The organism is Fertoeibacter niger (assembly GCF_009380135.2).
In the GTDB taxonomy this organism is placed as follows: Bacteria; Pseudomonadota; Alphaproteobacteria; order Rhodobacterales; family Rhodobacteraceae; genus Fertoeibacter; species Fertoeibacter niger.
Window position 1 is genome coordinate 371,500 of sequence record NZ_WHUT02000002.1, and the last position, 14,947, is coordinate 386,446.

Consider the following 14,947-nt stretch of genomic DNA (forward strand, 5'->3'; position numbering starts at 1 on the left):
GCGATTGACAACCGCGCAACCGGATATCGGCGCAGGCGCGGCTGGATCACGGGCTTGTCAGGCGGCGTGTGCCAATTCGTCAGGCCTGCGCGGCGGCAGGTGCCGCAGCGGGTCACAAATAATTCATTCCGGCTTGCGAGAGGGATTGCGCTGCACCGCAGCACCCCTAAAGTGCGACCAACAGCCACGCATCCGGGGGAACAACAATGGCCGAATTCCGCAAGATCCTGATTGCCAACCGGGGCGAGATTGCCATCCGCGTGATGCGCGCGGCGAACGAGATGGGCAAAAAGACGGTCGCCGTCTTTGCCGAGGAAGACAAGCTGAGCCTGCACCGCTTCAAGGCTGACGAGGCTTACCGCATCGGTGAAGGGCTGTCACCGGTGGGTGCCTATCTGTCGATCCCCGAGATCATCCGCGTGGCGAAAATGGCCGGGGCGGATGCCATTCACCCCGGTTACGGCCTGCTGTCGGAAAACCCCGATTTCGTGGATGCCTGCGATGCGGCGGGCATCACCTTCATCGGCCCCAAGGCCGCGACCATGCGCGCGCTGGGTGACAAGGCCTCGGCCCGCCGTGTGGCGATCGAGGCAGGGGTGCCGGTGATCCCCGCCACCGAAGTGTTGGGCGACGACATGGACGAGGTGAAGCGGCAGGCGGCCGAAGTGGGCTATCCGCTGATGCTGAAAGCGTCCTGGGGCGGCGGCGGGCGCGGCATGCGCCCGATCAACAACCCCGAGGAACTGCCCGAAAAGGTGCGCGAAGGGCGGCGCGAGGCCGAGGCGGCATTCGGCAATGGCGAGGGTTATCTGGAAAAGATGATCCTGCGCGCCCGCCATGTCGAGGTGCAGATCCTCGGCGACAAGATGGGCGAGATTTATCACCTGTATGAACGTGACTGCACGGTGCAGCGCCGCAACCAGAAGGTCGTGGAACGTGCCCCCGCCCCCTATCTGACCGACGCCCAGCGCGCCGAGGTCTGCGATCTGGGCCGCCGCATCTGCGCCCATGTCGGCTATGAATGCGCGGGGACCGTCGAATTCCTGATGGATATGGACGATGAGAAATTCTATTTCATCGAGGTGAACCCCCGCGTGCAGGTGGAACATACGGTGACAGAGGAAGTCACCGGCATCGACATCGTGCAGGCGCAGATCCGGATTGCCGAGGGCAAATCGCTGGCCGAGGCCACCGGCGTCGCCAGCCAAGATGAGGTGCGCCTGTCGGGCCATGCGGTGCAATGCCGTGTGACAACCGAAGACCCGCAGAACAACTTCATCCCCGATTATGGCCGGCTGACCGCTTACCGTTCAGCCACCGGCATGGGCATTCGTCTGGATGGCGGCACGGCCTATGCGGGCGGGGTCATCACGCGGTATTACGACTCGCTGTTGGTGAAGGTCACCGCCTGGGCGCAGACGCCGGAAAAGGCGATTGCGCGGATGGACCGGGCCTTGCGCGAATTCCGCATCCGGGGCGTATCCACCAACATCGCCTTTGTGGAAAACCTGCTGAAACACCCGACCTTCCTGAACAACACCTACACCACCAAATTCATCGACACGACGCCCGAGCTGTTCACCTTCAAGAAACGCCGAGACCGGGCGACGAAGATTCTTACCTATATCGCCGACATCACGGTGAACGGGCACCCGGAAACGGCGGGCCGGGCCAAGCCTGCCGCCGACATCAAGGTGCCCAAGCCCCCGGCGCTGCGTGGCGAGCCGATGATGGGCACCCGCAACCTGCTGGAACAGCAGGGCCCGCAGGCGGTGGCCGACTGGATGGCGGCGCAGACCAAACTGCTGATTACCGACACCACGATGCGCGACGGGCATCAAAGCCTGCTGGCCACCCGGATGCGGTCGATCGACATGATCCGGGTGACGCCGGCCTATGCCGCGAACATGGGCAGCCTGTTTTCGGTCGAATGCTGGGGCGGGGCCACGTTCGACGTGGCCTACCGGTTCTTGCAGGAATGCCCCTGGCAACGGCTGCGCGACATCCGCGCGGCCCTGCCCAATGTGATGACGCAGATGCTGCTGCGCGGGTCGAACGGCGTGGGTTACACCAACTATCCCGACAATGTGGTGCAGGCCTTTGTGGCCCGCGCGGCGGAAACCGGGGTGGATGTGTTCCGCGTGTTCGATTCGCTGAACTGGGTGGAAAACATGCGCGTCGCCATGGATGCGGTGGTCGAGGCGAACAAGCTGTGCGAAGGCTCGATCTGCTATACCGGCGACATTCTGGACCCGAACCGCGCGAAATATGACCTGGCCTATTATGTGGGGCTGGGCAAAGAGCTGAAGGCGGCAGGCGCGCATGTGCTGGGGCTGAAGGACATGGCGGGCCTGTTGAAACCCGCCGCCGCCCGCGTGCTGGTCAAGGCGCTGAAGGAAGAGGTGGGCCTGCCGATCCATTTCCACACGCATGACACCTCGGGCCTTGGCGGGGCCACGATTCTGGCCGCTGCCGAGGTGGGGGTGGATGTGGTCGATTGCGCGATGGACAGCCTGTCGGGCAACACCAGCCAGCCCACGCTGGGCTCCATCGTCGAGGCGCTGCGCAACACCGACCGCGACACGGGGCTGGATGTGGGCGTGATCCGCGAAATCTCGAACTACTGGGAGGCGGTGCGCGCGCATTACGCGGCCTTCGAATCCGGCCTGCAAGCCCCCGCGTCCGAGGTCTATCTGCACGAGATGCCCGGCGGGCAGTTCACCAACCTCAAGGCGCAGGCGCGTTCGCTGGGCCTTGAGGAACGCTGGCACGAGGTGGCACAGGCCTATGCCGATGCCAACCAGATGTTCGGCGACATCGTAAAGGTCACGCCGTCATCGAAAGTGGTGGGCGACATGGCGCTGATGATGGTGGCCCAAGGGCTGACCCGCGCGCAGGTCGAGGATCCGGCGGTCGAGGTGTCGTTCCCCGATTCGGTGGTGGACATGCTGCGCGGCAACCTTGGCCAGCCCCATGGCGGCTGGCCTGAGGCGATCACGAAAAAGGCGCTGAAGGGCGAAGTCCCCAGCACCGCCCGCCCCGGCGCGCATCTGCCGCCCGTGGATATGGAGGCGGCGCGCATGAAACTGGCCACCGACCTGCATGTGGGCTCGGACGAGGCCGAAGAGGAAACCGTGGATGACGAGGATCTGAACGGATACCTGATGTATCCCAAGGTGTTCATGGATTACCGCACCCGGCACCGCATCTATGGCCCGGTGCGCACTCTGCCCACGCGCACGTTCTTTTACGGCATGGAACCGGGCGAAGAGATCACGGCGGAAATCGACCCCGGCAAGACGCTGGAACTGCGGCTGCAAGCTGTTGGCGAAACCACCGATGATGGCGACGCGCGGGTGTTCTTTGAACTGAACGGCCAGCCCCGGGTCATCCGGGTGCCGAACCGCGCGATCAAGGCCAAGACCGCCGCCCGCCCCAAGGCTGCCGAGGGCAACCCCGGCCATATCGGCGCGCCGATGCCGGGGGCTGTGGCCTCGGTCGGCGTCAGCGTGGGGCAGAAGGTGAATGCGGGTGATCTGCTTTTGACCATCGAGGCGATGAAGATGGAAACCGGCCTGCATGCCGACCGCGCGGCGGTGATCAAGGCGGTGCATGTGCAGCCGGGCAGCCAGATTGACGCCAAGGATCTGCTGATCGAACTGGAATAGGCGGGTTGGCCCGGGTGGAACGCACCCTGGCCAACCCGCATCAGACCCTTCCGCCCGAGGTTGCGCCGCCTCAGACCTCGCTGACCTGATAGCTGGCCTTGTCCAGCCAGTCGGGGTTGATATCGACCCCCCAGCCGGGCGTGTCGGGGATGGTCACATGGCCGCCGTCGACCGCAAAGGGATCACCCAGGAACAGGCCCTCCTGCCACGGGTAGTAATCCGGCCCCTCGATCGACAGTTCCAGATACTTGCCGGCGTTGGGAATCGCCCGCAGCAGGTGCATGGTGCACATCGTCACCAACCCCAGATTGGCGGCGTGCGGCGTCACCGGCAGGCCCGCCGCCTGCGCCATGGCGCAGACCTGCAAGGTGCGTGACAGCCCGCCCAGATACATCACATCGGGCTGCACGATATCCACCGCGCGCATGCCGATCATGGTCTGCCATGCGGTGAATTCGCAATCCTGCTCGCCGCCTGTCACGTCCAGCGAAAGGGCATCGGTAACTTCCTTGGTCTGCTGAAATTCCCAATAGGGGCAGGGTTCCTCGAAATGGCCGATGCCCTCGGCCTCCAGCATGCGGCCCACTTGAATCGCGCGCGCGGGGGAATAGCACGAATTGGCATCCACCAGCTTGTCCACCCCGTCACCCAGCGCGCGGGCGACCAGCGGCACAATCTCTTCCGTTCGGCCCGGCCATTCATCGGCGTCACGGCCGCATTCAGACCCTACGCGCCACTTGAAGGCGTCAAAGCCCTTTTCGTCGCGCAGCCGCAGGAATCGGTCACGCTCATCCTGCGGCGTGATGTCGCGCTTCATCGAACTGGCATAGGCGCGCAGCCGCCCCGGCCTGCCGCCGATCAGTTCGACCACCGGCTTGCCCTCGACACGCCCGCGCAGATCCCACAGCGCGGTATCCAGCCCGGTTGTGGCCCGGCGCAGATACGAGCCGGGAAACTTGTGCTCACGCTCATTGATGCGCAGCAATGTATCCGCGAAATCAAGCGCATCGGTGCCCAGCGCATGCGGGGCGATCTGGCGGTGGAACACCGTGCAGGTGATGTCGGCATGGTAGGTGGATACCTGCCCCCAGCCCTGCGCCCCGGTGTCGGTCGTCACCCGCACGAAGCCTACATAGGGATTGCAGAAGGTTTCCAGCCTGCGGATTTTCATCATCTGATTCTTGCCCTTTTGGCGGCGATCTGCCCCCGGGGGCGACGAAAAACACGCGCCAGTTGCGCCGCGCAACCGACTTGCACAGGTTAGATCAGCCCCCCCGGCTTTCCAAGGCCCCGCCCCCGCAAACGACGCAGCCATTTGTTGACAGACAAATGGTTTGCGGGAAATGTCTGAGGCAAGGCGCGCGGAAGCCGACACCGTGGCGTCACCGTAATTTTGCAATTGTGACATAACCGTAAAATCAACCTGCGCACACAGAACGCGCAGGTGCGGACCGGACAGAAAAGATCGGCATTCCAATGGGAGACGACAAGATGACGAAATCCAAATCCACACTCAGCCGGCGCACGTTCCTGCAAGGCTCGGCGATTGGCGCGGGCCTGCTGGCCGCCCCGGCGCTGGTGTCGAAACAGGCGCTGGCCTCGTCGGGCGAGCTGAACTTCATGGGCTGGGCCGGCTATCCGGCGCTGGCCGAAAAGGCCTTCCCGGCGTTCGAAGCCAAAACCGGCATCAAGGTGAACTTTGTCGAACAGCCGGGCCAGGACGACATGTTCGCCCAGGCCAAGCTGGCGCTGCAAACCGGCAGCCTTGACGTGGTGGAACCTACCGTTGACCGCATCGGCGGCTGGGCCAGCAACGGCCTTGTGCAGGGCTGGGACACATCGAAACTGGACATGAACGCCTATCTGCCCGGCCTTGCCGACGGCACCATGGGCGAGATGGCCACCGTGGACGGCGCACGCATGATCGTGCTGTCGGTCTGGGGCACCGAGGCGCTGGTCTATAGCAAGGCCGATGCGAAACTCAGCACCCCGCCGTCGCTGGGCGACCTGTTCTCGGGCGACAACATGGCCTGCGTGCGCCCGCATTCGGCACTGGCCGCGATGGGCCGCTATCTGGACGCGACCGGCAAGCTGCCGCGCCCGTGGCTGGACGGCTACAAGGACGAGGCCGCCATGGTCGAGCTGTGGGATATTGCCCTGGCCGAGGCCATCGCAGCCAAGGGCAGCATCGTGCAGTGGTGGACAGGCGAGAACGAGGCGCAGGCCGGTTTCCTGACCAATGGCGCGACCATCGGCCTGTGCTGGGATTCGACCGGCTTCAACCTGGCCTCGCAGGGCTTTGGCTATGCCCCCCCGGCGGAAGGCGCCTTTGCCTGGAACCAGGGTCTTGCCCTGATGTCGAACGCGGTGAACGTGGAACAGGCGCATGAATTTGCGAAATGGCTGGCCACGCCCGAAGGGTCGTCGATCTGGGCCACCGCCTTTGCCGCCAACCCGGTGGCCAAGGGCGCCATCGACCTGATGGACCCGGCGATTGCCGAATACTACAATTCGGCCTTCAACGACGAGGCGCTGGCGAAACTGTGGTGGTGGCCGGCACAAGAGGCCTGGTTCATCGCCAAGCGCGGCGAATATGCCGACAAGTTCAAAGCTGCCTGATTTGGTGGCACGACTGTCCGCCGGAGCTTGAAAAAGCTCCGGCGGATTGCGTTCGGGGGGCCAGGCTGCAAGGCTGGCCACAGATAAAAAGGCCAAAGGCCGGAAGACAACGGGGAACGGAAAGACAATGACGGCAGGCGTCGATCTTGACAATGTATGCGCGGATTTCGGCACGTTCCGCGCTGTGGACCGGGTGAATGTGAATATCCAGCCGGGCGAGTTCTTTTCGTTTCTGGGGCCGTCAGGCTGCGGCAAGACCACGATCCTGCGGATGATTTCCGGTTTTACCAACCCCAGCGAAGGCGTGATCCGCATCGGCGGCAAGGACATGAAGAACACGCGGCCAAACCAGCGGCCCACGGCGCTGATATTCCAGAACCTCGCGCTGTTTCCGCTGATGCCGGTGTGGGAAAACATCGCCTTTGGCCTTGAGGTGCGGGGAGTTGACAAGAATACCCGCCGCGCCAAGGCTGAAGAGCTGTTGCGGCTGGTCGATCTGCCAGATGCCGCCGACAAGCGCGTCAGCCAGCTTTCCGGCGGCCAGAAGCAGCGCGTGGCCATCGCCCGCGCGCTGGCGGTGGAACCTGATGTGATGCTGCTGGACGAACCCTTGTCGGCGCTGGACCTGAAGTTGCGCCAGCACATGAGGGCGGAACTTCGCGCCATTCAGAAACGCACGCAGGTGACGTTCATCTACATCACCCATGACCAGGGCGAGGCTTTGGCCATGTCAGACCGCGTGGGCGTGATGAGCCAGGGCAAGCTGCAACAGGTGGCCACCCCGAGAGAGATCTATGATGCGCCAGCCAACGGGTTTGTCGCGTCTTTCGTGGGCGAAAACAACATCTTCAGCGGCGAGGTTGCCGGGGCCGAAGGGGCCTTTGCCACTTTCCGCACCGCCAGCGGCACGTTTCAGGCGCGGCTGGGGCCGAACACCACCGGCGCGAAGACCCGGCTGTTCCTGCGCCCTGAACATGTGACGCTGCAAGCCGGCCCGGGTGCCTTGAACTCCATCCCGGTCGAGGTCACGGATGTGGCCTTCGAGGGCAACTTCATCTCGATCCAGTCGCGCGATTCCAGCGGGCAGATGCTGGTGGCCGAGGCGCGCAATGACGGCGCGGCAACAGTGCCGAAACCGGGCGAAAAGCTGCATATGGTGTTCGATCCGGCGCATGCGCTGATCCTGGCCGGTGACACGGCGGCAAAGGATCCTGACGCATGAAGGATCTTCTCAACCGCTATGGCCCCGTGCTGACAAGCATTTTCATCCTGCTGACCGCCTTCTGGCTGCTGGCGCTGGTGATCCTGCCCAACATCTACCTGTTCGAAAACTCGTTCCGCCCCTATCTGCCGATTGCCGAGGTGGGCGGGCCGAATGACACCTACAGCTTTGACAACTATCTGAAATTCTTTGAAAGCCCGATCCATATCCGGGTGTTCATCTGGACCATCCTTTATTCCAGCATCGTGACGGTGATCTGTTTCATCATCGCCTATCCCTTGGCCTATTATCTGGCCAAGGTGGCCGATCTGAAACTGGTGCCGACACTGTTCCTTCTGCTGTTCATCCCGCTGTGGGTGTCAGAGATTCTGCGGTCTTTCGCGTGGTTCATCATCCTGTCACTGAAGGGCCCGCTGAATTTCGGCCTGATCGGGCTGGGGATCATCGAAGACCCGATCCGCTGGATGACAGGGTTCCGGTCGGTGATGATCGGGCTGGTCTATACCTATGTGCTGTTCATGCTTTTCCCGGTCTATAACGCCGTGCAGTCGCTGGACACCAACCAGATCGAGGCGTCGGAGGATCTGGGCGCGCCCTGGTGGCGCACGCATTGGCGGGTGATCCTGCCGCATTGCAAGCCCGGCATCGCCTCGGGGTCGGTGACGGTGTTCATGCTGTCGGCGGGGTCCATTCTGGTGCCCACGCTGCTGGCCTCGACCAATTCGCGCTGGTTCACCGAGATCATCCAGCAATGGATGTTTGAATCGCAGGACTGGAACACCGGCTCGGCCTACGCCTTCTTGCTGCTGATCATCTGCACGGTCTTCGTGTCGCTGGTGATGCGCATCTTCAAGGTCAAGCTGTCGGACATTGCGAAATAGGGGGATGACATGAAACAGACCCGCAAATCCGACTGGCTGTTCCACACCTATATGGTGCTGTTCCTGGCCTATATGCTGCTGCCGCTGGTGGTCATGGGCGGCGCGGCCTTCAACGACTCGCGCTTTCCGTCGGTTTACCCCTGGGTGGGCTGGACTGACCGCTGGTTTGTCGAACTGTGGGCCGATGCGCGCATGTGGAACGCCTTCCGCAACACGATCTATGTGGCGCTGGCGGTGGTAGCCATCTCGGTGCCCATCGGCACGGCGGCGGCGATTCTGGTGAACTCCATCGCCGGCACCACCCGCTCGGTGCTTTACGGGCTGATGATCGCGCCGATCCTGACACCCGGCGCGGTGATCGGCATTTCCACCCTGCTGTTCTGGAACACGCTGTCGGTGCCTGCGGGCCTGCATCTGGCGGTGCTGGGGCAAGTGTCCTACATCGCGGCCTTTGTCATGCTTTTGGTGCTGGCGCGGCTGCAAAGCTTTGACCGGGGGCTGGAAGAGGCGGCACTGGATCTGGGTGCGTCGCACATGCAGGTGATGCGCCGCATCCTGCTGCCGCATCTTTACCCGGCCATCGGGGCGGGGGCGGCCATCGGGTTTTTCCAGTCGATCGAAAACTTCAACGTCACGCTGTTCACCCGGGGCACCTATGACACGCTGACGGTCTATGTGTTTTCAAAGGTGCGGTCGGGCATTACACCTACGATCAACGCGCTGGCGCTGATCCTGATCTCGGTCACGCTGGTCTGCGCGATCATCTACGAAGTGCGCCGCCGCCGCGCCGCAAGGGCCGAACGCATGCTGCTGGCCAAGGGATAACCCCTTGGCCGCGCGCCTGAAAAACGCGCGCCTCAAAAGCAAAAGGACCGCCGAGGCGGTCCTTTGCATTCACCGAAATTGGAGCGGGCGATGAGATTCGAACTCACGACCCTAACCTTGGCAAGCAATTGGTCCGGTGCTGTATAAGGTAACCCATTGAAAAACATAGAGCAGAAAACTTGTGGCTCCGGCGGTTCTGGCCGATTTGTGGTTCAATTGGGCCCCGGATCGGCACGGAAATGGCAAATTTGGCAACATCGTTGGCCCTCTGGACACCCGATGTAGAAGCCGAAACATGCTAGGGGTTCCGACCGTAAAAACTGGCTTTTACCAACTCTCGATAACGTTCCGGGTCGAACTTGCCCTCAAGTCGTTGGTCAAAATCGTCTCGTGTCAGCCGGAGCAGTTGAGTTACCACAGTTGACACTTGGGATGGTGACGGACGCTGGGGTAGTTCGTGAAGAACCTCTTCCACCATCTGCACGACCGCATGAACTTGCCGATAGTCGGGTTCGGGTGGGCGATCTGTGAAGGTATCGTCCACTAGGTCAGCCACGGTGGTGCCGTATGCACGCGCAATCACCGGCAACCTTGCAGCCGCTATCGGTGCTTCACCAGCCTCCAGTCGGAACAGCGTGGTCTTGCCGACACCTATCCGGTCCGCTGCTGATGCCAGTGACAAACCCGCACGTTCACGAGCGGCCTTGATATTATCATGAAGCATGGTAATCCCACGAAAACTTCATCGCAGTGTTCCATACAGCGGAACACTTGGGAAGAAAAAATCTGCCATAATAACACATTTTTGTGGCGAATCGTTCCGTTTAAAGGAATAGATGCGCCGCATGACACTGCATGATTTCTTGATCACATCGAAGATTTCCGTCCGTGAACTCGCACGTCGATGCTCGACGAGTGCTTCAACCATCGTTCGGTTACGAGATTTCAAGACGATCCCAAGCCGACGGGTGATCGATGCCGTTCATCGGGAGACAGGGGGGCAGGTTGGGATCGACGAAATGATCAAACTTGCACCCAGATCGGAAGCGACTGGTTCAACCCCGGCGATCACGTCCACCAAACGCGATGTCACTTCACCATCGGCGGGAGGTGACAGAGATCGATCCATGGAGGGCTATTGATGGGATTCTGGTCGGTCTTTTGGGAAGCAGCACTCACCGGGAAGGTCATCCTGGTCATGTCGTTCAGCATCATCGGCGGCTACTTTGTCGGCTTTGGAATCGCCAGCGTCGTTGGTCGCATCCTTGCATTCTGCGGGTTCTTCGTCATCGCAATGGTCATGTTGGCCACGTCCACAGCATTTGGCATGCTCACCCAATTGCACCGCGTCGGGGCGATTTCCTACAGCGGAAGCATCATGGCAACGCTGCAAGCCACGATGGCCGTGCTGTTCGTTTTGTGCATGTGGTTCGGGGTTTTCGCCCGTAAGAATGAGGAGAGCGAACTGGAGGGTCGAGTTGCCATCCTGGGGCCGGAGCATTTTTTCGAACAGATTTCCATTTTGTATGCCAACCCCCGAATGGCGACGGGTGGCTGGTTCACCGACCGCTGGGCCCCCATGTCCCGACAGGAAAGACTAGAATGGTGCGATCAGCATCTTGCAGGCTTGCGGGCCTTGCAGCGGGTTCACCCGGACGGGTTTGGCGCTTTCAACCCGATCCTGGCTTCTCAACTGGCACAACTCGATTTGGAGAAAAAACCATGACCAAATACTACACCGTAAGGCTCCAGAAGGGATCGGTCGGGCGCACGGTCCGCGTCTCAGCGACCAGCGAGACGAATGCACGATACCTGGCAGAGAAGGCCAATGCAGGGTTCACCGCGATTGATGTCCGTTCAGCATAGGGATCACCCTCATGCGGCAACCAGGTAGCGGCAGTTCAATGCCGTTGGTTCTGTGCCCGGGAAGACGGGTTGTATCGCCGGGTTCGGCATGGGGGGTGAAAGAGGTCTCGACCAGTGATCACAAGGGCAACAGCGTAATGCTGGAGCGTTCACGTGTCGGCTCATCGTTGATGGAAAAACCTATGGCGACGACCCTAGCAACTATCAGTAAGACGCAGACGGAAGCCTTCGATTCGACTGTCCATCTGATCCACGGATGTTCGTATATGTCAGCCGAAACCCAGATGGGACTGCGCATGGCTCCTGGCCGGGACCCCAGGGTGGGTCCCATGCCCACGGTAACCTCGGACAGCTTTCTCGTAACGGTGCATGCTGGGTGAATACCGCCGCATCGGCTTGCGCCTGGAGATAAGTCCGTGCTGCCATCACTTGGGCCCCAGCCACCACGCCCGACTTCCCGGTGAACCTATTCTGGTAGATATCGGCCCAGGTATCACACTCGGGGATCATCCCCACCCGGACTGACGTAACCCAACGATTCCAACATCTGGATATGCTCCATCAGAGCAGCAGAAACGAGGTCTCCCAGGCTGATGCGATGTTCCCGCATGATTTTGCGGATGCCCTCAATTGCATCAGGATCGACATTCCTGACCGTCAGTCTCGATTTCTTCACCGTATTATCCCCCCAAAAAGCTCTCCTGTATTTAATGTTCCGATGGCCTCGTCGTGTTTGTTTCCTCATGAACGAACTTGAATGCCAACGCGGCAGTCAATGCTGAAAATGGCATTATGCATCCGGCGGCGGGTGGGTTGTGCTCACGTATTGGTCGTGTTGAGCGAAGGTCCAACTCGTATCCAGCGGGTGATGTGCCAGGGTTCCATCAGCCTCTGTCTGCTTCATCGACATGGAATATTCATCGGTGTGGCAGCCGTTCTGCTAAATACATTGGAGTATCAATTATGGAGATGATTATGGGACTGATACCGAAAAAGATATCCGAGCGTCCGTGGCCCGTTCAGACAGCGATGGGTAGTTCTGAAATGAGACTGACATCAAAGTTTGTGGAATCCGGGATCGGAACGTTCGATCCACGTCGTGAGCTTTGGGATGATCGAGGGCTTGATGTCCCGGCCCCAGATGGTTTTGTTTATGTCACCGTGCATGATGCCAATGCGAATGATCTCGCCGTAGGTCGTGCGATGTTTGGGATCGATGGGGTTTCAGCCTGGTGTGATTTCCTGGTCGTTGATGCAGCGTATCGCGGGTATCGTCTGGGTGAACAGATGATCCGATACGTCAACCATCTCGGATGGTCGGTTCATGGACAATCAAATCAGGATAATCTTCCGGAGGCATTCTGGTCGTCCCCTATCGGGAGTTGATTGTCTAATAGGGTATCCCCGCACGAGACGACAAGGTGGGACAAATGCTCCGCCTCATATGGGTCTGCAATTGACTTTCGAGGCACAAACCGCTAATGGTCTAGACCCATCCGATACAGGAGGCCGAGACAGTGCTTGTGGCATATCGCCGAGTCAGTTCAATCGAGCAATGCTTGGACCGCCAGCTTGACGGCGTGAACGGGGTGGAACGGGTTTTCGAAGAGAAGATTGGTGGCTCAGTGCGGGACCGCCCGGCGTTGAAAGAGATGATTTCATTCGTTCGGGATGGCGATACCGTGCTGGTCCACTCGCTCGACCGATTGGGACGTGACCTCCGTGATCTCCTCAACATCGTCGAGGAACTGAACCGGAAACGGGTCACGGTCGAGTTCGTTTCGGAACGTCTGCGGTTCGGCACCGGTGACGATGATCCGATGGCCCGGTTGCAACTCCACTGTCTTGCAGCGTTTGCCCAGTGGGAACGTGCCATCTCCAAGCGTCGCCAAATTGAAGGTATAGCGGTAGCCAAAGCCAAGAACCCGGAAAAATATCGTGGCCGTCCGGCAAAGATCGATGTGGGTCGAGTCAAGTCGATGCATCTGGCTGGCGTCGGTGCGACTGAGATTGCCAAGAAAATGGGAATCGGTCGGGCTAGCGTCTACCGGGTGTTGAACGAACCCGCTTAACTGGAAATGCCTTACCAGCGGTGCGGGGCAGCGCGGTTTTATCCTCAGCCTATAGGAACTGGCAACTCAGATACGCCTTTACATGAAACGCTGATCCCGTTCGCGGTGGGCAACAAGATCGGGCATGCAGGTGAAAGGTTTGGTCAAGGGGTAGTGAGTCATGATCAGGCCACTCTGGAATGCGCCAGTTGCGGCGTAGTTGTCCCGGGGACCATTCCTACGGCCTGGAGATATGATTGAAGAGCGGCAGTTGCTTCCACGTTGAAACCAGACTGGGTAATCTTCGAGATCAGTGCTTCATGCTTGGCATTGCTGCGCCCGTAGGTCCCCAAGATATCCCAGCGATAGGCTTTAACCATCAACGCGATCTGGCCGTAAAGCTGAGATTCAGCCAGTTGGAACTGTAAATCGTTTGGCTTACCAGCGTGGTCGAAGTAGGGTTGGTAGTAGGACTTGTTGTGCTTCTTCCGTGCCGTGGTCATCATTCGGAAGTCTTGAACGAACGTGATCATCACATCGCGTTTTGGAACCACCTGCTTGTTGAATCCGCTCCGAACGATAGCCGATGCCTTCTTCGGATTGGTTCCCAGATAAGGCTGGCCGATATCTATCCACTCAGGCTCAACCAGAGGCTTATGATAGCCCTCCTTGGTCTTATGGTGGTGGTGCTGGACGATATCAATAAGGTTCATACCTTCGACGATGTATTTGCAATCCGTGAACAGATCAGACGGTATCCTTGGGTTCTGATCTACCACGATGGCATGCAGTAGTTCACTGAGCTTGGCGACGTTGGCGGGCTTGGTGGACTCGCTGATGGCTCTGATCAGCACGAATACCGTGATGGTGAGTTCCCGCTGTGTGAATCGAGCGGTTTCTCCTAGAAACATGATGGAATCCCTTTCCTGTAGGGTATGATTTTAATTGATTTCACCTAGATATGACTCTTGTGCGGTCGTTCTGGCGGAGTTCTTTGAAGTCCTCGAAGTGCCGATGTGGGAAGGTTTTTATGCAGCCATTGCTTTGATTTTGGTGGTGAAGCCAAAGATCATGGCCTTCACATTTGGCGTAACCCAAGCTCTACAATTCACATACCTTTCACCGTTTTGATCTCTCATGTGGCGATCCTTGCGGCTTTTGATTCCGGGATTCTGGGTGCTTTCGGTTTCATGATGGGGCTCCTCTGCTCCATCAGAATCTAGGTAGAAACTTGAAAAAGTGCCCATCGGTTTCGGAAAAATCTTGACTATGAAATAATTCGTGATCCAATTCGATTCAGATCGATATCCAGGATCATCCAAACAAAGCCCGCCAGAGGGGTTATCGGCGAACTTGGGGTATGGTCCGCAGAAAACCCTTAGCCCCCCTAGAATCGCGCCCTATGAGCGATACGGTCCATTCGATCAATACATGGACTGGTGGCGGCTGATAGGATGTATTGGGGATGGGTTGCGCGGCAGCGCCCATCGCTGTTTTTTGGCGATGGGCTGCGGAGCAGCCCGAGGTTCGGGCGTCAGCCCTTATGAAAGAATTGCCCATGAGCGATTGCTACTTCGAACCATCCGCGTAGCGGCCCACCGGGCCATGCTGGTCACCGAGAAAACTGGGAGCGTAGCGACCGGTTTTCTTGGTGCAAGCTCAACCGGTGTGGTTTTTAGATTCAAAAAGAAGAAGGAGTGTAACGACTTCTTCTTTTTGAATCTAAAACAGATTGCCCTGTGTCTGAAAGAATGGGTGAAAGTATGCTTTTATAGGCGAGGCTAGAACGTTGCCAATCACGCAAGACATTGATTT

General features: G+C 59.5%; 12 protein-coding genes. 8 read left to right on the forward strand and 4 right to left on the reverse strand.

Annotation, left to right across the window (positions count from 1 at the left end; translation table 11 throughout):
• The first annotated feature begins 206 nt into the window (after window positions 1-206).
• Window positions 207-3,668, forward strand: coding sequence for a pyruvate carboxylase (locus GEU84_RS05295; RefSeq protein WP_152824163.1), 3,462 nt, complete (start codon window positions 207-209; stop codon window positions 3,666-3,668).
• Between the two features lie 70 nt (window positions 3,669-3,738).
• Here the strand turns inward: GEU84_RS05295 and GEU84_RS05300 are convergent, their stop codons facing one another.
• Entirely contained in the window at window positions 3,739-4,839 is a 1,101-nt protein-coding gene (locus GEU84_RS05300) for a mandelate racemase/muconate lactonizing enzyme family protein (RefSeq protein ID WP_152824162.1), read from the reverse strand.
• 305 nt (window positions 4,840-5,144) lie between these two features.
• Between GEU84_RS05300 and GEU84_RS05305 the strand changes: the two genes are divergently transcribed.
• From GEU84_RS05305 to GEU84_RS05320, 4 genes are all read left to right on the forward strand, one after another.
• Entirely contained in the window at window positions 5,145-6,287 is a 1,143-nt protein-coding gene (locus GEU84_RS05305; protein WP_152824161.1) for an extracellular solute-binding protein, read from the forward strand.
• 127 nt (window positions 6,288-6,414) lie between these two features.
• Entirely contained in the window at window positions 6,415-7,509 is a 1,095-nt protein-coding gene (locus GEU84_RS05310; protein ID WP_152824160.1) for an ABC transporter ATP-binding protein, read from the forward strand.
• Window positions 7,506-8,390: an ABC transporter permease gene (locus GEU84_RS05315; protein ID WP_152824159.1), complete on the forward strand. Its 885-nt coding sequence runs from the start codon at window positions 7,506-7,508 to the stop codon at window positions 8,388-8,390. The genes GEU84_RS05310 and GEU84_RS05315 overlap by 4 nt, the downstream gene beginning before the upstream one ends.
• Before the next feature lie 9 nt (window positions 8,391-8,399).
• The gene (locus tag GEU84_RS05320) at window positions 8,400-9,215 is read left to right on the forward strand and encodes an ABC transporter permease (RefSeq protein ID WP_152824158.1); all 816 of its coding nucleotides are present in this window, start codon (window positions 8,400-8,402) and stop codon (window positions 9,213-9,215) included.
• 298 nt (window positions 9,216-9,513) lie between these two features.
• Here the strand turns inward: GEU84_RS05320 and GEU84_RS05325 are convergent, their stop codons facing one another.
• Window positions 9,514-9,939, reverse strand: a complete 426-nt coding sequence (locus tag GEU84_RS05325) for a helix-turn-helix domain-containing protein (protein WP_152824157.1) — start codon at window positions 9,937-9,939, stop codon at window positions 9,514-9,516.
• Between the two features lie 417 nt (window positions 9,940-10,356).
• Here GEU84_RS05325 and GEU84_RS05330 point away from each other — a divergent pair, with 417 nt between their 5' ends.
• Entirely contained in the window at window positions 10,357-10,941 is a 585-nt protein-coding gene (locus GEU84_RS05330; RefSeq protein ID WP_152824156.1) for a hypothetical protein, read from the forward strand.
• A gap of 633 nt (window positions 10,942-11,574) precedes the next feature.
• On the opposite strand, the gene GEU84_RS05335 is transcribed toward GEU84_RS05330, so the two are convergent.
• Entirely contained in the window at window positions 11,575-11,826 is a 252-nt protein-coding gene (locus tag GEU84_RS05335) for a hypothetical protein (RefSeq protein WP_174539329.1), read from the reverse strand.
• A 230-nt stretch (window positions 11,827-12,056) separates the two neighbouring features.
• Here GEU84_RS05335 and GEU84_RS05340 point away from each other — a divergent pair, with 230 nt between their 5' ends.
• Together GEU84_RS05340 and GEU84_RS05345 are read left to right on the forward strand one after the other, a co-directional pair.
• Window positions 12,057-12,467 carry a GNAT family N-acetyltransferase gene (locus GEU84_RS05340; RefSeq protein WP_152824154.1) on the forward strand — a complete coding sequence of 137 codons (411 nt, stop codon included), beginning with the start codon at window positions 12,057-12,059 and terminating at the stop codon, window positions 12,465-12,467.
• A 137-nt stretch (window positions 12,468-12,604) separates the two neighbouring features.
• A complete protein-coding gene (locus GEU84_RS05345; protein WP_338144760.1) occupies window positions 12,605-13,153 on the forward strand; it encodes a recombinase family protein in 549 nt (182 codons plus the stop codon).
• A 164-nt stretch (window positions 13,154-13,317) separates the two neighbouring features.
• Here the strand turns inward: GEU84_RS05345 and GEU84_RS05350 are convergent, their stop codons facing one another.
• Window positions 13,318-14,043: a hypothetical protein gene (locus GEU84_RS05350; RefSeq protein ID WP_152824152.1), complete on the reverse strand. Its 726-nt coding sequence runs from the start codon at window positions 14,041-14,043 to the stop codon at window positions 13,318-13,320.
• Between the last annotated feature and the right edge of the window lie 904 nt (window positions 14,044-14,947).

What these genes read in the sequence shown, in the direction of transcription:
- GEU84_RS05325 (WP_152824157.1), bottom strand. Translation starts at nt 9,939, where the DNA reads ATGCTTCATGATAATATCAAGGCCGCTCGTGAACGTGCGGGTTTGTCA.
- GEU84_RS05300 (WP_152824162.1), bottom strand. Translation starts at nt 4,839, where the DNA reads ATGAAAATCCGCAGGCTGGAAACCTTCTGCAATCCCTATGTAGGCTTC.
- GEU84_RS05315 (WP_152824159.1), top strand. Translation starts at nt 7,506, where the DNA reads ATGAAGGATCTTCTCAACCGCTATGGCCCCGTGCTGACAAGCATTTTC.
- GEU84_RS05340 (WP_152824154.1), top strand. Translation starts at nt 12,057, where the DNA reads ATGGGACTGATACCGAAAAAGATATCCGAGCGTCCGTGGCCCGTTCAG.
- GEU84_RS05320 (WP_152824158.1), top strand. Translation starts at nt 8,400, where the DNA reads ATGAAACAGACCCGCAAATCCGACTGGCTGTTCCACACCTATATGGTG.
- GEU84_RS05330 (WP_152824156.1), top strand. Translation starts at nt 10,357, where the DNA reads ATGGGATTCTGGTCGGTCTTTTGGGAAGCAGCACTCACCGGGAAGGTC.
- GEU84_RS05305 (WP_152824161.1), top strand. Translation starts at nt 5,145, where the DNA reads ATGGGAGACGACAAGATGACGAAATCCAAATCCACACTCAGCCGGCGC.
- GEU84_RS05335 (WP_174539329.1), bottom strand. Translation starts at nt 11,826, where the DNA reads ATGAGGAAACAAACACGACGAGGCCATCGGAACATTAAATACAGGAGA.
- GEU84_RS05310 (WP_152824160.1), top strand. Translation starts at nt 6,415, where the DNA reads ATGACGGCAGGCGTCGATCTTGACAATGTATGCGCGGATTTCGGCACG.
- GEU84_RS05350 (WP_152824152.1), bottom strand. Translation starts at nt 14,043, where the DNA reads ATGTTTCTAGGAGAAACCGCTCGATTCACACAGCGGGAACTCACCATC.
- GEU84_RS05295 (WP_152824163.1), top strand. Translation starts at nt 207, where the DNA reads ATGGCCGAATTCCGCAAGATCCTGATTGCCAACCGGGGCGAGATTGCC.